General features: G+C 59.0%; 14 protein-coding genes and 3 pseudogenes. 15 read left to right on the top strand and 2 right to left on the bottom strand.

Going from position 1 to position 19,249, the window contains the following annotated elements:
- Positions 1–533 precede the first annotated feature (533 nt).
- Entirely contained in the window at positions 534–806 is a 273-nt protein-coding gene (locus tag EOA78_RS11440; protein WP_199489650.1) for a hypothetical protein, read from the top strand.
- A 161-nt stretch (positions 807–967) separates the two neighbouring features.
- On the opposite strand, the gene EOA78_RS11435 is transcribed toward EOA78_RS11440, so the two are convergent.
- Positions 968–1,921 carry an IS481 family transposase gene (locus EOA78_RS11435; protein WP_063169377.1) on the bottom strand — a complete coding sequence of 318 codons (954 nt, stop codon included), beginning with the start codon at positions 1,919–1,921 and terminating at the stop codon, positions 968–970.
- A 796-nt stretch (positions 1,922–2,717) separates the two neighbouring features.
- On the opposite strand from EOA78_RS11435, the gene hisC reads away from it, so the two are divergent.
- The 3 genes and pseudogenes from hisC to EOA78_RS11420 all read left to right on the top strand — a co-directional run bounded on the left by hisC (position 2,718) and on the right by EOA78_RS11420 (position 6,411).
- Positions 2,718–3,848: a histidinol-phosphate transaminase gene (hisC, locus tag EOA78_RS11430; protein ID WP_063169376.1), complete on the top strand. Its 1,131-nt coding sequence runs from the start codon at positions 2,718–2,720 to the stop codon at positions 3,846–3,848.
- A 71-nt stretch (positions 3,849–3,919) separates the two neighbouring features.
- Positions 3,920–4,954 carry an LLM class flavin-dependent oxidoreductase gene (locus EOA78_RS11425; RefSeq protein WP_063169375.1) on the top strand — a complete coding sequence of 345 codons (1,035 nt, stop codon included), beginning with the start codon at positions 3,920–3,922 and terminating at the stop codon, positions 4,952–4,954.
- Positions 4,955–5,208: 254 nt separating this feature from the next.
- A pseudogene (locus tag EOA78_RS11420) lies at positions 5,209–6,411 on the top strand (IS3 family transposase).
- Here the strand turns inward: EOA78_RS11420 and EOA78_RS11415 are convergent.
- Positions 6,406–6,547, bottom strand: a pseudogene (locus EOA78_RS11415) (transposase); the annotation flags it as partial. The pseudogenes EOA78_RS11420 and EOA78_RS11415 overlap by 6 nt on opposite strands.
- A gap of 369 nt (positions 6,548–6,916) precedes the next feature.
- On the opposite strand from EOA78_RS11415, the gene queC reads away from it, so the two are divergent.
- From queC to nifX, 11 genes and pseudogenes are all read left to right on the top strand, one after another.
- Entirely contained in the window at positions 6,917–7,615 is a 699-nt protein-coding gene (queC, locus tag EOA78_RS11410; protein ID WP_063170389.1) for a 7-cyano-7-deazaguanine synthase QueC, read from the top strand.
- Complete coding sequence (queD, locus tag EOA78_RS11405) at positions 7,615–7,971, top strand: 6-carboxytetrahydropterin synthase QueD (RefSeq protein WP_063169374.1); 357 nt, start codon at positions 7,615–7,617, stop codon at positions 7,969–7,971. The genes queC and queD overlap by 1 nt, the downstream gene beginning before the upstream one ends.
- A gap of 5 nt (positions 7,972–7,976) precedes the next feature.
- Positions 7,977–8,702: a 7-carboxy-7-deazaguanine synthase QueE gene (queE, locus tag EOA78_RS11400; RefSeq protein ID WP_164548811.1), complete on the top strand. Its 726-nt coding sequence runs from the start codon at positions 7,977–7,979 to the stop codon at positions 8,700–8,702.
- A gap of 770 nt (positions 8,703–9,472) precedes the next feature.
- The gene (locus tag EOA78_RS11395) at positions 9,473–10,225 is read left to right on the top strand and encodes a carbonic anhydrase (RefSeq protein WP_063169372.1); all 753 of its coding nucleotides are present in this window, start codon (positions 9,473–9,475) and stop codon (positions 10,223–10,225) included.
- 160 nt (positions 10,226–10,385) lie between these two features.
- Positions 10,386–10,582 (top strand): annotated as a pseudogene (locus EOA78_RS37015) (7-carboxy-7-deazaguanine synthase QueE); the annotation flags it as partial.
- 1,097 nt (positions 10,583–11,679) lie between these two features.
- Entirely contained in the window at positions 11,680–12,573 is an 894-nt protein-coding gene (gene nifH, locus EOA78_RS11380; RefSeq protein WP_024505261.1) for a nitrogenase iron protein, read from the top strand.
- An 87-nt stretch (positions 12,574–12,660) separates the two neighbouring features.
- Entirely contained in the window at positions 12,661–14,163 is a 1,503-nt protein-coding gene (nifD, locus tag EOA78_RS11375) for a nitrogenase molybdenum-iron protein alpha chain (RefSeq protein ID WP_024505262.1), read from the top strand.
- A 129-nt stretch (positions 14,164–14,292) separates the two neighbouring features.
- Complete coding sequence (gene nifK / locus EOA78_RS11370; RefSeq protein WP_024505263.1) at positions 14,293–15,834, top strand: nitrogenase molybdenum-iron protein subunit beta; 1,542 nt, start codon at positions 14,293–14,295, stop codon at positions 15,832–15,834.
- Between the two features lie 61 nt (positions 15,835–15,895).
- Positions 15,896–17,380, top strand: coding sequence for a nitrogenase iron-molybdenum cofactor biosynthesis protein NifE (gene nifE, locus EOA78_RS11365; RefSeq protein WP_024505264.1), 1,485 nt, complete (start codon positions 15,896–15,898; stop codon positions 17,378–17,380).
- Between the two features lie 8 nt (positions 17,381–17,388).
- Complete coding sequence (gene nifN / locus EOA78_RS11360) at positions 17,389–18,741, top strand: nitrogenase iron-molybdenum cofactor biosynthesis protein NifN (RefSeq protein ID WP_024505265.1); 1,353 nt, start codon at positions 17,389–17,391, stop codon at positions 18,739–18,741.
- Complete coding sequence (gene nifX / locus EOA78_RS11355; RefSeq protein ID WP_063169371.1) at positions 18,738–19,235, top strand: nitrogen fixation protein NifX; 498 nt, start codon at positions 18,738–18,740, stop codon at positions 19,233–19,235. Before nifN ends, nifX begins: the two co-directional genes overlap by 4 nt.
- The last annotated feature ends 14 nt before the right edge of the window (positions 19,236–19,249 follow it).

Here is a 19,249-nt window from a genome sequence, read left to right as displayed (position 1 = left end):
AGAGCTCGTGCTCTCGGCAGCAAGTGTTGCGACGTCTGACAAGGATCGTCGCGCTTCAAGGAAAAGAACCTGAATGGTGCACGGCTTGTGAAGGCCGGCGCATGGAAATGGCTGGGCTGATCATCCTCCATGAGGGTTGAATGAAGAGCTGGCCCCTATCTCCCTCAGCTGCAACGGGGGGAGATAGGGCATGTCCGTCTATCGCGCTGGGTAACATTCCTCGGTGATGCAATAAGGGGGAGCAATTTCTCATTTCGGCAGACACGACCCAGCTCTCCTTTCATGCGCTGATTCCCCCAGGGGAAATCGCGACTCCAGGCTTCCTATGCAGCGAATCGCGGTGCTGTCCGATGTCCGACAATGTCGGATGCGGATCGTAGCTGGGCTAGATCCGTCACTTTGCCTCGATGGTTTCCCACTGGCCTTATATCTGCTTCGCCCAAATGCGGCGACATAACCTGTGCGGCATCTGTGAATGGATCGACTTCAATCGAGACCTCGGAGGTCCCGATGCGCGAAGGGAGCTTGCCGATATGACGGCCACCATAGCGAACCACGGTCCGGACGACGAGGGGACTTGGATCGGCGGGCCTGCGGCGCTGGGACACCACCGCCTGGCAATCATCGATATCCAGGGCGGCCGCCAGCCGAGGATGCTCCAGGGGGATGGCCGACCTGACTTGGTGCTCGTCTACACGGGTGAGACTTACAACTACCGCGAGCTGCGTCAACAGCTGGCCGGCCTAGTCCATCGCATGAACACGAGCAGTGACACCGAGGTGGTGCTGCACCGCCCCCGCGAGTAGGGCTCTTCGGCGGGTACACTTTTTTCACGAAATCCGTGAATGTTTCTCGCGACATCATCCCGCAATCGGTGGTGCAGCGGGTGAAGAGCCCGTATCCGGCTATCCAGAATGCCGCCTACGACAAAATACTACGTACGCGGTTCACTGTGATGCTGGACGACCTAGTTGTGGAGCTTCAACAGGTTGTCCTCGATCAGGGCGAGGCGACTGATAGGCGTTTTTGACTTTAGGCTGCCATGTGGACGATGCCAATTGTATCTGTGCAGCCAGACAGGCAGTTCGGCGGCACGATGATCGGATGTCGGATAGGCAATGGCGTAGGCCCATTCGCGCAGTGCTGTCTGGATGAAGCGCTCGGCCTTGCCATTGGTCTTGGGCGTATAGGGTCTTGTCGTGACGTGCTTGAGGCCGAGATCGCGGCAGGCCTTGGCGAAGGCCTTTGATCTGTAGCAGGAGCCGTTGTCGGTCATGACGCGGGCTATCGTGACGCCGAGGCTGGCGTAATAGGCGACCGCGGCCTTGAGGAAGGCGATGGCGCACTCCTTTTTCTCGTCGGGCAGGATTTGCGAGAAGGCGATGCGGGACGCGTCGTCGATGCAGACATGGACGAACTCCCAGCCGGCGCCGCGCGACTTGCCCTTTTGCGGATCGCCGGTGATACGATGGCCGACTTGGCTGAAGCGGCCGAGCTTCTTGATGTCGATATGGATCATCTCGCCGGGATGCTCCCGCTCGTAGCGCCGGACCGGTTCGGCCGGCTCGATATCCCTGAGCCGCGACAGCCCGGCACGCTTGAGAACCCGGCTGACGGTGGCGGGCGAGACGCCGACCTCATGGGCGATGTGCTTGCCGGTCAGCCGCTGGCGACGCAAGGCTGCGATGCGCTCGGCCACGGACTGTTCGGTCAGGCTCGGCATGACGGTGGGCCGCGACGAGCGGTCGACCATGCCGGCCCGCCCTTTGGTCTTATAGCGCTCGACCCAGCGCGCCACGATCTTGGCCGACACGCCATAGACGCGCGCCGCATGGGCTTTGGAAAAAGCGCCTTCTATCACCGATAACGCCATCTCCTCTCGACGCAGCGGTGTGAGACGGGCATTCTTGTGGATGTTCATTCGGACCCTCCGATGGATGCTGAAGCGTGGTAACTCCAGTCTCCTCGGTCCGGTCCGAATGGACAACCTCTCGAAAGCTCACACCTAGTGCCGGCAGTGGCACCGCTGTTGTCCGTCGACAGGTCCCGCGCTTGCTCGGTGCGACCAACAACCTTAAGCGCTAGGGCGTAACCTGACCCTGCAAGATCTCCTCACCGACTATAAGGTGCGCCTCACGATCTGAGACGATGGGACAGGATGGCTAAGGAGGTGCGCCGTCTTGCATGCCCCGCCAGCGAGGCGAACCCTCTCGGCTACGCGCGCCACCAGCGACGCTCCATATCGTCAGGCCTGCGTCTCATGCTCAGATGAGCCGGTATTTGGCTCTCTCATCAGCAAACCGAGAGAGCCCATGCCAAGACGGAAGCAAGCAAGACGAACGAGCGTCAGAGATATCCTGCGCCTGACCCATAAACAGGGCAGTCCGGTGGGCCAAGGTGGCAGAGCAACTGAGGTTCGGCAAGACTTCGGCTTCCACCTATCTGCGGGCGCTGGAGACGGGCTGTCGTGCAGGCCCTGCATGCGGCTTTGAGGACGATGCGATGTTGAAACACCGTCTGTTGCGCCGAATCGGCCGTCGGCCAAACGTTGGGTCGTCATCAGGTTCTCGACAGCTTCCCGGTGTCAAATCCAAACCGTGGTCGGCGATCCCCACCAGGGTGGGAAGGCAGCGCTGATATAGCCGAACGTCGATCAAGTCACGATCAACGATTGCCTCATGTCACATGCCCTGCGGGACTGAAAAACGGAGAAGAACATGTGCGATGCAAAACTGAAGACCGTGCTTTCGCTTTTTTCGCCGGTGGCCAGCAAATTAGATGCTCTCTCGTCCAACGGACCAGCGACGGATGCAAACTGCGTTAAGCTAAATACGAACGAGAACCCGTTTCCGTTGCCGAAGAGCGTAATGCAAAGTGCAATTGCTGCGATCGAACACCAGTATCTTTATCCGGAAGACGACAATCTCAGCTTAAGGGCAGCTGCCTCCGATGCTTACGGATTTTCCAAAGATCAGGTGATTGCCGGCAACGGTTCGTCGGAGCTGCTCGGACTCATCTACAGAGCTTTCCTCGCCCCAGGAGATAGAGTGGCAATGCTGTCGCCCGGATTTTCGTTCAACCGTAAACTTGCCATGTTGCAGGGTGCCGAGTTTCTCGAAATCGCATCGAGCGAAGCTCATCCCCTGCCGATAGAAAAACTGCTGTCCGGCCCCGCAAAAGACGCGAAGTTCATTCTGTTGGCTAATCCGAACAATCCGACCGGAACATTCGTGCCGGTGGCCGAAATCGAACGCCTTGTGGAGCAAGCAGATCGCTTGGTCGTCTTGGATGAGGCCTACGTTGACTTCGCACCCGACAATGCCCTGCGCCTCGTCAATAGACATCCGAATCTTTTGATCTTGAGGACTTTTTCAAAGAGCTATGCTGCCGCTGGCGTGCGAGTCGGCTTCGGTTTCGGTCACCCAGAAATCATTGGCAGGCTGCGCAACATCCAGAATGTCTTCAACATGAACGTGATCGGGCAGGCGGTCGGGAAAAGCATTCTTGCGCATCGCCACGCCTACGAAGAGAACCACAGGCACATCAAGCATGAACGACAGCGAGTGACCCTGGCGCTGTTGCAACTTGGCTTTTCCGTAACACCCTCCCACGCAAACTTTTTGCTGGCCCGTGTGCCGGCGGGACAGGAGGGCTCATGCTGGCAAGCCGCGTTGAAAGAGCAGGCGATCCTCATCGCCAGCTTTCCTGACGTAGATTTGAAGAACTGTATTCGCGTCAGCATTGGCACCACAGAGCAGATGGACAAATTCCTTGCTGCCGCCGAACGCGTCTGTATGAACTTTAAGAAGGATCGCGGTGCTCACAAGCATGAAGTCGATTCACATTAAGCATCAAGTAATGATATGTCGTGAGCTATGATGATTAGCGAATAAATATAGGTAATTTGGAGAACAATTAATTGAAGAAAATTTCCGCTTCGGGCCTGACCTTCGGCATCTTCGATCATCTGGACGAAAACGGCGATGACATCGCACAACAATATGCAGATCGGCTGAGCCTAGCAGAAGCGTGCGATGGCTATGGCTTTTATGCGTATCATCTCGCCGAGCACCACTGTACGCCGCATGGCAGAGGTCCATCACCGAATTTGTTCTTAGCGAGCGTCGCCCAGCGAACCCGCAGTCTTCGTGTTGGTCCCATGGTAATGCTACTTGCGCTCTATCATCCGCTGCGTGCCTTCGAGGAGATCTGCATGCTTGATCAGTTGAGCGGCGGCAGGCTTGAACTCGGCATAGGGCGCGGCTCTGCTCCCACTGAATTGGGATACTTCGGGGTTGCTGTAGAAGCAGCACCAGAACAGTATGCGGAGGCCAGTGAGATTCTCATCAATGCGATGAAAGGCGGGACGCTTTCTTATCAGGGCCGCCACTTTGAGTTGAAAGATGTTCCGCTGACGTTGAGACCTCACCAATATCCCCGTCCGCCGACATGGATCGCCACCAATCGACCCGAGCCGGCTAGCTGGGCCGCTGCGAATGGGGCAAACATCGCCTGCGTCGGACCTTCCACTTCTGTTCGCAGCGTTACCGACGCGTTCCGCGCCGCCCGAATTCACGATGCTGACATTGGCCAGCAAGCGCCATTTCTTGGATTGCTCCGAATGGTGGTGATAGGGCGTTCTGAAACAGATGCGTATTTGCTCGCAGCACCTGCCTATGAACGATGGCTCAATAGCTTCAAATTTCTATACGAACTAAATGCCATTTCCACTCCACCAAACTTGCCTTTGAACTTCGATGCAGCAATTGAAAGTGAATTGTGCGTCGTGGGAACGGCAGATTCTGTCCGAAAAGCTCTCCTTGATCAGCTGGAAGAGGCAGGTGCTAATTATCTTCTGTGTCAACTGGCATTTGGGGATTTGCCGCTGGATGCCTCACTATACACCGCATCGGCCATTGGATCCGAAATCATGGCTCGAGTTGCCGCATCGTGAATCCGTCGTGTGATTGGAGGAGCAGCGGCAGCGCTGCTCCTCATTGCGAAACGGTTGTGGGGGCCGGACTCCTGTGTCAGGTGTAAACCATTGGAGCACGTCCTATCTGATCCAGGTCATATCCTGCGGCTTTGAAGTAGTTGGCACATTCGGCTGGGGTGAAGAGGTCGACAACCGCGCCGAGGCGTCCTGACCTTGCCCCTCTGATCTAATCCGGTTTGAAGTTCGTTCTGGCCCATCCAGAGGACCAGGACATGAAACGCAGCCGCTTCTCTGAAGAGCAGATCATCGGAATTTTGAAGAAACACGAGGCCGGGGTATCGGTTGGCGATCTGTGCCGCAAGCACGGGGTCAGCGACGCCTCGATCTACAATTGGAAGGCCCGCTTCGGCGGGATGGATGTCACCGAGGCTCGGCGACCTGAAGGCGCTGGAGGACGAGAACACGCGCCTGAAGCGGCTTTTGGCCGACGCCATGCTCGACAATGCCGCGTTGAAGGACCTTGTGGGAAAGAAATGGTGACGCCCGCCGCCAAGCGGAAAGCTGTCGCTCGCCTGAAGGAAGGCTTCGGGATGAGCGAACGGCGGGCGTGTAAAGCCATCGGCTGTTGCCGCATGACGGTTCGCTACCAGACCAGCAGGCCGGACGACCGCGAGGTTCGCGAGCGGATGAAGGCCGATCGCGCAGGAGCGTCGCCGGTTCGGCTACCGGCGTCTTCTCGTGATGCTGAGGCGGGAGGGCCTGGTCGTGAACCACAAGAAGCTGTTCCGGCTCTATCGGGAGGAGAAGCTCGCCGTCGCCGCCGTGGCGGCCGCAAGCGGGCGATCGGGACCAGGGCGCCGATGCTGGTGCCGCTGAGGCCCGACGAGCGCTGGTCGCTCGACTTCGTATCGGACCAGCTCACCGACGGGCGCCGCTTCCGCATCCTGGCCGTCGTCGACGACTGCACGAGAGAGTGCCTCGCACTCATCGTTGATACGTCTCTCTCGGGCATGCGGGTTGCCCGCGAATTGGACGGCTCATCACCGAGCGGGGCCGGCCCAGGATGATCGTCAGCGACAATGGCAGCGAGTTCACCTCGAACGCCATCCTCTCCTGGGCGGATCAGAACCGCGTCGAATGGCATTACATTGCGCCCGGCAAGCCGATGCAGAATGGCTTCATCGAGAGCTTCAACGGCCGACTGCGCGATGAACTGCTCAACGAGACGCTGTTCACCTCGCTGGCTCAGGCGCGCGTAGCCATCGCCCTGTGGCACGCCGACTACAACACCGCGCGGCCGCACTCCCCCCTGGCAGACCCCGGCCAAGTTCGCCAGCACCTTCAATCCGCGACGGTCGCTCGCGCTGCGCTATGCCAAAGGCTCCGCGCCAGCGCCCGTCGCTTCACCCGCCCAGCAGGGCACAACCCACGCCGGAAACGAACTCAAAACTGCTGGGGCAACGTCAGTCCCATAGAGCCTTGATGGTTATCTCGGCCTTTGCTCGCAGCAGCGCCTTAGGTTGGGCGAAGGCGTTCTCAATCGGATTGAAGTCGGGACTGTAGGGCGGCAGTTAGAGCAGGCTCGCCTGCGGCCTCAATCGCGCCGCGCAGGGTTCTCCAGGCGGATGTCGCCAATGTCAAATTTGCTGGCATCCATGTCGCCCTCGCCAACCGCACAAGCGAAGGCCAGAAAGCCAACATGTGTTCTGCGGCTTAATTAAGAGTCAGCCGATGTCGGCCGAACATCACCTTGTCTCGAAGTCGACGATCGGACAGCAGGTTGCGAAAGTTGGCGCGATGCGAAACAAACTGCTGAAGCGCTCAACTTTTATTGATCACGCGTGTTGGACGCGACGCACTCCCGTTCCAATCGGGCTGAGCGCAAATTCTCCCGGTTCACAAAACTGAGTCGCTGGAGTAGTGGGGGCGCAGAGAAATCTCCGGTCGCAGCCTTACCCGGTCAAAACAAGGATACCAATGATGAAGACTCTCGCCGTCTGCTCTGGCGGATTGGACTCCGTTTCCCTTGCTCACATGGTGGCAGCGGAGCACGAACTCACCGGCCTTCTATCTTTCGACTATGGCCAACGGCACAGGAAGGAATTGGGCTTCGCCGCTCTTTGCGCGCAGCGACTGAAGGTCCCGCACCAGATCATCGACATCGGCGAAATTGGCCGTGGCCTTTCCGGCTCAGCGCTGACTAGCAGTATCGACGTGCCGGACGGCCACTACGCCGAAGACACGATGAAGATTACGGTGGTGCCGAACCGCAATGCCATCATGTTGGCAATCGCCTTCGGTCTCGCCGCCGCCCACAGCGCCGAAGCGGTGGCGGCGGCCGTGCATGGTGGGGACCATTTCATCTATCCCGATTGCCGTCCGGCCTTCATTGAAGCTTTCCAGACAATGCAAGACCGCGCGCTCGACGGCTATGCGCAGATACGCCTCTATGCACCGTATGTGAATCTCGGAAAAGCTGACATTGTTGCGGATGGCGCAAGATACGGCACCCCGTTTGCTGAGACCTGGTCCTGTTACAAGGGCGGCGTGCGTCACTGCGGACGATGCGGGACCTGCGTCGAGCGGCGCGAAGCGTTCCATCTCGCCGGGCACGCTGATCCCACCGACTACGAGGACGCCGATTTCTGGCTTGAGGCGCTGCGCAGGAGGCGCGCGTAATGTTCCACATCAGCAAGGAATTCCACTTCTCGGCCTCGCATCAGCTCACCTCCTTGCCTCCCAACCATCAATGCGCGCGCCTGCACGGGCATAACTATGTCGTCGTAGTGGAGCTGTCGGCCAAGGAACTGGACGCCCACGGCTTCGTGCGCGACTATCACGATCTGGCGCCGCTCAAACGCTACATTGACGAGAGCTTCGACCATCGGCACCTCAACGACGTGCTGGGACATGAGAAGGTCACGGCGGAATGCCTGGCCAGACATTTCTATGAATGGTGCAAGGCACGTCTGCCGCAGACCGCGGCCGTGCGCGTTAGCGAAACACCGAAAACTTGGGCGGAATACCGTCCGTGACCGACATGCATCCCGCAATCCGTGTGAGCGAGATATTCGGGCCGACTATCCAGGGCGAGGGCGTGCTCATCGGCTTGCCGACGGTGTTCATCAGAACCGGCGGATGTGATTATCGCTGTTCATGGTGCGACAGCCTTCACGCGGTGGACAATCAGTATCGCCATGAATGGCTACCGATGCCGATCGATGCCGTGTGGCAAACCGTCCATGCGCTTTCCGGCGGCAGGCCGGTTATGGTCTCCTTGTCAGGCGGCAACCCGGCCATTCAGCCGTTCGGTCCCCTCATAGAACGAGGCCATCGCGAGGGCTATCGTTTTGCACTGGAAACGCAGGGTTCCGTGGTGAGGGAGTGGTTTGCGGATCTTGACGTGCTGACCCTTAGCCCAAAGCCGCCGTCCAGCGAGATGACGACCCGTTGGGCTGCGTTTGATGCATGCCTCGAAGCGGCGCAAGAGAAGCCGCAAATCGTGCTCAAGCTCGTCGTTTTCGACGAGAGTGACTATGCCTACGCCAAAGAAGTCGCGGCGAGATATCCGCACCTTCCGATCTATCTGCAACCCGGCAATCACACGCCGCCGCTCCCTGGCAGTGAAGACGCCTCTGTCGACTTGGACGGAATAATGATGCGAATGGAATGGCTTGTCGAAAGGGTGACTAGCGACAGGTGGTTCGAAGCCCGCGTGTTGCCGCAGCTGCACGTTCTGCTTTGGGGTAACAAGAGGGCGGTCTAGTCTGTGGCTTGCGTCGCACCGGAAGGCCGGGCTCCAACGGCTTGGCAGGCTCTCTTCGCGTGCCGAGTACAGCCGAGCTTTGTTCGCGTCAGCGGTCTCGCGATTGTGCGGCTGGAAACCGCCCGGACACCCCGCTGCCGGCGTGTGTCACCTTGACTCCGATGAGCTGTCGTCACGCAAAGTTGAAATCCGCAAGAACTGGCCTTCTCGCCCCACCTGCTCCGTCGCAAGCACGTCATCCCCTCATCCTTGTCCAGCTCTTATCGATGTATCTCATTGTCCGGCCTGACGCACGACTGTCAGCATGGGAATGCATCCATTGCGCAAATGCCTTCCATAAAGAAGATCGATTTCCTCATTGGCCCAACGTGAAATATAGCAACGTTTTCGTGGCGTGGGTCGGCTGCGTCGGGAGTAGCGATGAAAACGTATTGGGGTCGCCTGCGTCTCCTTGGGCAGCGAGTGTAAAGTATAGCGATGCGGCCTCCGGCGCGAACGGCAGCCGCGCAGTGATCACCTTCGCCTGTGCCTTTGCGGCGGGGGTCAAGCGCTGGTCTGCTAAAATTTTTTATCGTTTAGCTGGTTGAAACTGCCCCCGTTGCGGGCTGCAGAAGCCGGCCAGCCGAGAAACGGCAGCCGCACTTATGAAAGCACGCCAAGGCGTGCGGGCATCTATCAGTTGCAAAGGACAATACTGGCCGCGCCGATTGGCCATCACGCGTCCATTAGGGCAGCCACCAACATCAGTTCGCAAGAGGAGCAAAAGTAATATGTATCGTCGTCACCTGATCAAAGGGTTGGTTGCGCTCGGCGCATGCCGGATTTGCGTTCAAGCCGCCCAAGCGACCAGTGCCCATTGGGGGTACACCGGTCCGGTCGGACCGGAGCACTGGGCTGATCTGGATAAGGAAAATTTCGTATGCTCTGCCGGCACGCAGCAATCGCCGATCAATATCAACAGCGCGGTCAAGGCGGATATCCCGCATATCGCCATCGGCTGGCACAAGGGCGGCGGCAATATGGTGAACAACGGCCACACCATTCAAATCAATATGCCACAAGGCAGCACGCTGACCCGCGGCGATCGTGTCTACGAACTGGTACAGTTCCATTTCCATGCGCCAAGCGAACATCACGTGGCGGGCAAGAGCTTCCCGATGGAGGTGCATTTCGTTCACAAGGACACGCAAAGTGGTACTCTGGGCGTGCTGGGCGTCTTTTTAACGCCCGGCGCGACAAATGCCAGCTTTGCTGCCCTTGCTGCGGCCTTTCCCGAACTGCCGAATGGGGAGGTGACGATCGACGAGGTGAATCCCAACTGGCTTCTGCCAGCCTCGCTTGGCTATTGGACTTATGAGGGCTCACTGACGACGCCGCCGTGCACCGAAAACGTCGAGTGGATGGTGGCGATGGAACCGGTTGACGTTGATCCGGCAGACATCCAGCGATTTGCCTCACTCTACCCGTCGAACGCGCGCCCTATTCATTCACCCAATCGACGCTTCATCCTGCGCCAGAGTTGAGCGCCGCCCCAGCGGTTCCGCACGGTCCAACATTCTTGGCACAAGTTGGCGCGAAGCCTCCTCTTCCGGTCTGGCGGTCTGACGGCGCTCCCCAAGCTGGCTAGTCTAAATGATAGGGATTCGGTGCCGACACCACTCGTCCCAAATACGTCGCGGCGAGGTTTGTCTGCAACCCGGCAATCACACGCCGCCCCGCCGTGGTAATGAAGACGTCTCTGTCGAGTCCGACGGAATATGATGCGCATGGAACCGCTGGTAGAAAAGGTGACCAGCGACAGGTGGTTCGAAGCCCGCGTCTTGCCGCAGCTGCACGTTCTACTCTGGGGTAACAAGAGGGTAGTGTATACCTTCTCCTAGCTTCGCCGCCAACTACTCGGTTTTCCGAATTGCTCTCTATATTCTTGAAGACGATGCGTTCGTTAAAGACATGTGCTGCGCACCTGGTGTAAAAGCTGCTCTCATCATGCAGAGGTCAAGCCAGTCGGGCTCATCCGAGGCTATGGCCGTGAGCACTGTTCAGTTCGGCAGAGAGGGCGCTTTTGTACACACTTTGCGATCGTGGCGGCCCCGTGGGCAGATCTGCAAGCTGCCGCGACACTAACCTCTCGAAGCCCGCCCGCCCGCCTTTCGTGCAGCTTCCTCTGAACAAAACCACCGCTCGCCCTTCAATAGGTTGATGCGTGTCTCCCAGTAAGATTCCTGTCCAAGAACGTGATAATCTTCTTGCCAGTGTTGTAGCTGATGTTGCCCTTGATGCCGCAGCCTACCGCGGCGGGACCAAACTCAATGGCAAGCAGGCCGGCTAGGATCGTGCAGCCAGTCGCGAGCCTCGCCCACAACGGGGTCTCACGCGCATGAGGGCGCCGACCATGGGTTCGGCGGTTCATACGCGTATAACACGTATCTTTCTGAAAAAATCAATGCTCTCGGCTAAGCTACTGAATTATTTGGCTTCCATATAGCGCGTCGGCGGAACCAACTTGTAGACGGGCTATGAAAGGTTAAGCGCGGATGTCTATCGGCCGCCGGCGTTCCCGCTCTGTAAGCCTGCCTGAACTACCCGCGCCGCGGTCAAGCCCCAGGCTCCTGCTCATCCAGCGACCGCCCGATCAATGGCAGGCTGGAAAGACAAGAGCCGATGTCTTCCGATGGTCTCGCCATCAGCTTTGGGCTAACTTCCCCATTCTCCCGCTTCGAGCTCGACACACGGCGGTTTGGATGGCGCACGACAATCTGTGTCGGCTTTGTCGTGTCCGTGACAGACGCCTGAAAGGCCCGTTCGCGCGTTTTGCCGCCGTCTAAGCGGCTGGAATTTAATGACAAAGTTTCTTCTGGGATCGGCCGATCACGCTGGTACGCTTTTTGCGATGCTTGGTGTGAGGCGGCACGAGCTGCCTATCGGCACTTGTGTCGCGGGCAGTCGCGATAATTAGAACGAAGGAAGGAAAGCTATTATGTCAGGTCTGCGTCAGATCGCCTTTTACGGAAAAGGCGGCATCGGCAAGTCCACCACGTCCCAAAATACGCTCGCTGCCCTTGTCGACCTCGGGCAGAGAATCCTCATCGTAGGATGCGACCCCAAAGCCGATTCCACACGCTTGATCCTGAATTCGAAAGCTCAGGATACCGTCCTGGATCTCGCCGCACAGGAAGGCTCGGTGGAAGACCTCGAACTCCAGGACGTGCTCAAGGTGGGCTACAGAGGCATCAAGTGCGTGGAGTCCGGCGGCCCCGAGCCGGGTGTCGGTTGCGCCGGCCGCGGCGTCATCACCTCGATCAATTTCCTCGAGGAGAATGGCGCTTATGACGATGTCGATTATGTCTCCTATGACGTCCTCGGCGACGTGGTATGCGGCGGCTTCGCCATGCCGATCCGCGAAGGCAAGGCCCAGGAGATCTATATCGTCATGTCCGGCGAGATGATGGCGCTCTATGCCGCCAACAACATCGCCAAGGGCATCCTCAAATATGCCCATTCGGGCGGTGTGCGGCTGGGCGGGCTGATCTGCAATGAACGTCAAACCGACCGCGAACTCGATCTGGCCGAAGCACTGGCTGGCCGATTGAATTCCAAGCTCATCCACTTCGTGCCCCGCGACAACATCGTCCAACATGCCGAACTCAGGAAGATGTCGGTGATCCAGTACGCGCCGGACTCAAAGCAGGCAGGGGAATACCGCGCTCTGGCCGAGAAGATCCACGCCAATTCGGGCCAGGGTACGATCCCGACGCCGATCACCATGGAGGAGCTGGAGGAGATGCTGCTCGACTTCGGCATCATGAAGACCGACGAGCAGATGCTTGCCGAGCTTCACTCCAAGGAAGCGGCGAAGGCGGCGGCCCAGTAGTGACATTAGCGCTGCCATGAATCGGCGCGCCTTGCAGAGAACGGCGCCTATTCTTTGAGGCGTCACCCAACCTTGAAAGGGGGACTCATGAGCCGGGAATACGAGAATGACGGTGCTCTTCATGCGAAGCTTATCGAAGAGGTGCTGTCGCATTATCCCGACAAGGCGGCGAAGCGCCGCAAGAAGCACCTCAACGTCGCAAAGAGCGGCAACGAGGCTGGCGGGGAAAGCGAGGTCCTTTCCGAATGCGACGTCAAATCGAACATCAAGTCCATTCCCGGGGTGATGACGATTCGCGGCTGTGCATATGCTGGTTCGAAAGGCGTGGTGTGGGGGCCAGTCAAGGATATGGTCCATATCTCGCACGGCCCGGTCGGCTGCGGCCAATATTCTTGGTCGCAGCGCCGCAACTACTACGTCGGTACAACGGGCGTCGACACGTTCGGGACAATGCAGTTCACCTCCGATTTCCAGGAGAAGGACATCGTCTTCGGCGGCGACAAGAAGCTGGAACAGATCATTGACGAGATTGAAGTCTTGTTTCCGCTCAACAACGGCATCACCGTGCAGTCCGAATGCCCTATCGGCCTGATTGGCGATGACACCGAGGCCGTTTCTCGCAAAAAGACCAAGGAGTATGACAAGACGATCGTGCCGGTACGCTGCGAGGGCTTCCGCGGCGTCTCGCAGTCGCTTGGCCACCACATCGCCAATGATGCAATCCGGGATTGGGTCTTCGACAAAAAGGATGTCAAGTTCGAGGCCGGCCCCTACGACGTCAACGTCATCGGCGACTACAATATCGGCGGCGATGCCTGGGCCTCGCGCATACTGCTTGAGGAGATAGGGCTGCGCGTGGTTGGCAACTGGTCGGGTGACGCCACACTCGCAGAGATCGAGCGCGCCCCGAAGGCTAAGCTCAATCTTATCCACTGCTACCGGTCGATGAATTACATCTGTCGGCATATGGAGGAAAAGTATGGCGTCGCCTGGATGGAGTACAATTTCTTCGGTCCCTCCCAGATCGAAGCCTCTCTGCGCAACATAGCCAAGCATTTTGGGCCGGAAATCGAGGAGAAGACCGAAAAGGTCATTGCCAAGTACAGGCCGCTTGTTGATGCGGTCATCGCCAAGTACCTGTCGCGCCTGGAAGGAAATACCGTGATGCTCTATGTCGGCGGCCTGCGCCCCCGCCACGTCGTCACGGCCTACGAGGACCTCGGCATGGTCATCGTGGGCACCGGCTATGAATTCGCCCACAGCGACGACTATCAGCGCACCGGCCACTACGTGAAGAACGGCACGCTGATCTACGATGACGTGACCGGCTATGAGTTGGAGAAATTCATCGAAGGGATTCGCCCAAATCTGGTCGGCTCGGGAATCAAAGAAAAATACCCGGTGCAGAAGATGGGCATACCGTTCCGCCAGATGCATTCCTGGGATTATTCAGGCCCGTATCACGGCTACGACGGCTTTGCCATTTTCGCACGTGATGTGGATCTCGCCATTAACAACCCGGTCTGGGACCTATTCCACGCGCCTTGGAAAAGAAGCCGGGGCGATGAGCGGGCGATGGCTGCCGAATAAACATTTGCTTCAGCCCCAGTCTCCCACTGAGACGGTGAACTCCCGCGGCCTCTGATCCGCCGGAGCCTGGAACGTCTTGACGTCCTGAGCTGCCGTCCCGCGCAGCCAGATGCAAAAGAGGTAATCATCATGCCGCAGTCGGCTGAAAAAATTCTCGATCACGCTCCCCTGTTCCGCGAGCCGGAATACAGAAAGATGCTCGCTGAGAAGAAGCTAAACTTCGAATGTCCGCACCCCGATGAAATCGTTTCCGATCAGCGCGATTTCACCCAGACGTGGGAATACCGCGAAAAGAACCTCGCCCGCAAAGCGCTTGTCGTGAACCCGGCCAAGGCCTGCCAGCCGCTGGGTGCGGTATTCGCTGCCGCCGGCTTCGAGCGAACCATGTCCTTCGTCCACGGCAGCCAAGGTTGCGTCGCCTATTACCGCTCGCACCTGTCGCGCCATTTCAAGGAGCCTGCCGCGGCGGTCTCCTCCTCAATGACCGAGGATGCGGCGGTGTTTGGCGGCCTGAAGAACATGGTCGACGGGCTCGCCAACACCTACCAGCTCTACGACCCCAAGATGATTGCCGTGTCGACGACCTGTATGGCAGAGGTCATTGGCGACGACCTGCACAGCTTCATCCAGAACGCCAAGGACGAAGATTCAGTCCCGCGCGACTTCGACGTGCCCTTTGCCCACACCCCGGCCTTCGTTGGCAGTCATGTCGACGGCTATGACAACATGGTCAAAGGCATTTTGGAGCACTTCTGGAAAGGTCAGGAGCGTACGCAAATCGAAGGAACCATCAACATCATTCCGGGCTTCGACGGCTTCTGCGTCGGCAACAACCGGGAGCTCAAGCGCCTGCTCGATGTAATGGGCGTGTCCTATACATTGATCCAGGATGCCTCTGACCAGTTCGATACGCCTTCGGACGGTGAATACCGCATGTATGACGGGGGCACGAAGATCAACGAGGTGAAGAAGGCCCTCAACGCCGAGGCAACGCTTTCGCTGCAGCATCACAACACCCGAAAGACACTGGGCTATTGCGAGGAGGTCGGGCAGGCGACGGCCTCGTTCCACTATCCGCTCGGCGTTCAGGCGACGGACGAATTCCTGATGGAGGTCGCGGCGATTTCCGGCAAGGAGATTCCCGAGGCAATTCGCCTCGAGCGCGGCCGACTGGTAGACGCCATGGCGGACAGCCAATCCTGGCTGCATGGTAAGAAATACGCCATCTACGGTGATCCCGACTTCGTTCACGCAATGGCCCGCTTTGTCATGGAGACCGGCGGCGAGCCAACCCATTGCCTCGCCACCAATGGCACCTCGGCATGGGAAGCCGATTTGAAGAAGCTGCTAGCATCCTCGCCTTTCGGCAAGGCTGCCCAGGTTTGGGCGGGCAAGGACCTGTGGGCGCTGCGCTCGCTGCTCTTTACCGAGCCGGTGGACCTTTTGATCGGCAATTCCTACGGCAAGTACCTGGAGCGCGACACCGGAACGCCGCTGATCCGGCTGATGTTTCCGATCTTCGATCGGCACCATCATCACCGCTTTGCGCTCTTTGGCTACCAGGGCGCGTTGCGCGTGCTGACGACGATCCTCGACAAGATCTTCGACAAACTCGATCGCGAGACGAGCGAGACGGGTGTGACGGATTATTCCTATGACCTCACGCGCTAAGAGCCGTGGCCGGCTTTTCGCCGAGGCCATTCCTTGCCCAATGGACTGGGGAGGCTGAGCGATGTCCTCCCTCAGCGCCAAAATCAAGGACGCCTTCGATGAGCCCGCCTGCGATAAGAACCGTGGCAAAGATGCCAAGGCGCGCAAGGAGGGCTGCTCGAAGTCGCTGACACCAGGGGCGGCAGCCGGCGGCTGCGCCTTTGACGGAGCCAAGATCGTCCTGCAGCCGATCACCGACGTTGCGCATCTGGTCCATGCGCCGCTCGCCTGCGAGGGCAATTCTTGGGACAACCGTGGTGCGGTTTCGTCAGGGCCGACCTTGTGGCGGACAAGCTTCACGACCGACCTCACCGAACTCGACCTGGTGATGGGGCAGGGCGAGCGGAAACTCTTCAAGGCGATCCGCGAGATCAAGCACACATACGCGCCGCCGGCGATCTTCGTCTACTCAACTTGCGTAACGGCGCTGATCGGTGACGACATCGAGGCCGTGTGCAAACGCGCCACGGAAAAGTTCGGTTTGGCCGTGGTGCCGATCAATGCGCCTGGCCTGGCAGGCTCCAAGAACCTCGGCAACAAGCTCGCCGCCGAGGCGTTGCTCGATCATGTCATCGGCACGGTCGAACCCGACGACCCCGGGCCCTACGACATCAACATCCTTGGCGAATTCAACCTCTCGGGCGAATTCTGGCTTGTAAAGCCGCTCCTCGATCGGCTCGGCATCCGGGTGCGCGCCTGCATTCCCGGCGATGCGCGTTACCGCGACATTGCTTCCGCGCACCGCGCCCGGGCGGCAATGATCGTGTGCTCGACCGCGCTGATCAGTCTTGCCCGCAAGATGGAGGAGCGCTGGGACATCCCGTTCTTCGAGGGCTCCTTCTATGGCATCTCCGACACATCGCAAGCTCTTCGCAACCTTGTCAGGCTGCTGGTGAGGAAGGGCGCCGATCCGGAGATCCTCGAGCGCACGGAGACGCTGATCGCGCAGCAGGAGGCGATCGCGTGGAAGAAACTCGAATCCTACCGGCAAAGGCTCCAAGGCAAGCGCGTGCTGCTCAACACAGGCGGTGTGAAGTCCTGGTCGGTTGTCCGTGCGCTGATGGAGATCGGAATCGAGATCGTCGGCACCTCGGTCAAGAAATCTACGGTGCAGGACAAGGAGCGCATCAAACAAGTTCTCAAGCACGACAAGCATATGTTCGAATACATGGCTGCGCGCGAGCTGTACGCCATGCTCTCTGAACACAGGGCCGATATCATGCTGTCGGGCGGTCGCACGCAATTCATTGCGCTCAAGGCCAAGACGCCCTGGCTCGATATCAACCAGGAGCGCCAGCACCCTTATGCCGGCTATGCCGGCATGGTGGAACTCGTACGCCAGATCGACCTCGCCATTCACAATCCGGTCTGGTCTCAGGTGCGCCAGCCGGCCCCGTGGGATTGCCAGCCTGATCTAAAAGACGAACTGCCATGCACGAAGAAGGAGTCCGGGCACCTGTTCGATGAATTCGCCGGCGCGACGGCACACGAGTTCAGCGAGTGTTGAGGCGACCGATGGCCCGCATCCTTCCCCAGACCAAATCCGCGGCGGTGAACCCGCTGAAGTCGTCGCAGCCGCTGGGTGCCGCCTTTGCCTTTCTTGGGGTCGACGGCGCGATGCCGCTGTTCCACGGCAGCCAGGGATGCACAAGCTTCGCGCTCGTGCTCTTCGTACGGCACTTCAAAGAAACGATTCCATTGCAGACAACAGCGATGGATGAGGTGGCGACCATCCTCGGCGCTGCCGACCATCTTGAAGAAGCCATCCTCAACCTCAAGAACCGCACGAAGCCAAAGCTGATCGGGGTGTGCACGACCGCGCTGGTGGAGACGCGTGGCGAAGATTGCGCGAGTGATATTGCGAACATCAAGCTGAAGCACACGCAAGAGCTTGCGGGTACGGAGGTCGTGCTGGCCAACACGCCGGATTTTGACGGCGCGATCGAAGAGGGCTGGGCCAAGGCAGTCACCGCAATGATCAAAGGGATTACAGGCTCGGGCGAACGTGCGCGGCAGCCGAAGAAGATCGCGATCCTGCCCGGATGCAACCTCACTGTCGCCGACATCGAGCATATGCGTGACATGGTTGAAAGCTTTGGGCTCAAGCCGGTTATTCTGCCCGACATTTCAGGCTCGCTCGACGGTACGGTTCCTGACCGCTGGGTAGCGACCACATACGGCGGCACCAGCGTCGAAGACATTCGCGAGTTGGGCACGGCCATGCAATGCATCGCCATCGGTGAGCACATGCGCCGCCCGGCGAAAGCGCTGCACGGGTTGACCGGCGTGCCTTACGTGTTGTTCCAGTCACTGACTGGGCTGCAGGACACGGACCGCTTCGTGTCGCTGCTGTCTGCGATTTCGGGCGCGGCGGTACCGGCCCGCGTGCGCCGGCGCCGGGCGCAATTGCAGGACGCGATGCTCGACGGACATTTCCATTTCGGCGGCAAGAAAATTGCCATCGCTGCCGAACCAGACCAGCTGTTCCAACTTGCGACCTTCTTTGCTGGCCTCGGCTCCGAGATAGCCGCGGCCGTCACAACGACCGACAGGTCTAAAATTCTCGAGAAAGTCCCGGCGGTTTCGGTTCAGATCGGCGATCTCGGCGATCTGGAAAGTCTTGCCGTCGGTGCTGACCTGCTTGTCACGCATTCGCACGGGCGCCAAGCATCGGAGCGGCTCCGAATTCCGCTCATGCGCATCGGGTTCCCGGTCTTCGATCGACTAGGCAGCCAGCACAAGCTCGCAATTCTCTATCAGGGCACCCGCGACATGATCTTCGAGGTCGCCAGCATCTTCCAGGCCAACCAACACGCGCCCACTCCTGAGGCGCTTGATCCACTCCGTAATCGAGAAATATCACGATGAACGCTGTTCGCCGCCTCTCGCTGGTCAGTAGTGAGGTTTTCGCCCCGATGCCTGAACGACGTAAGGGCGCATTGCGCGTTGCGATCGCCACTCAGGACATGCAGGACCTCAACGCCCATTTCGGGTCGGCCAGGCGCTTTGCTGTCTACGACGTGACGCGCGAGGAATGGAATCTCGTAGAAGCCGTGGCCTTCGATGACGTGTCCGATGAAAGCGGGGAGCATCGGGCCGAGCGCGATGATCGCATCACGCCAAAGGTGGATGCGCTCAAGGGCTGTCAGATCCTGTTTTGTCTGGCAATTGGCGGCCCTTCGGCAGCCAAGCTTGTCGCGGCAAAAATCCACCCGATCAAAGTGGCGGAGCCCCAATCGATCCCACAGGTGCTCTTGCGCACGCAGATGATGCTCAGGACGTGTCCTCCGCCTTGGCTGCGCAAGGTGCTGGCGCGAGCGGGCATTGCCGAAAAGAAACCGTCCTTCGAGGACGAGGACTGAAAAGAGGAGGACGC

It is taken from the genome of Mesorhizobium sp. M5C.F.Cr.IN.023.01.1.1 (assembly GCF_003997585.1).
Taxonomy (GTDB): Bacteria; Pseudomonadota; Alphaproteobacteria; order Rhizobiales; family Rhizobiaceae; genus Mesorhizobium; species Mesorhizobium wenxiniae.
This window is presented reverse-complemented; position numbering and strand designations above follow the sequence as displayed.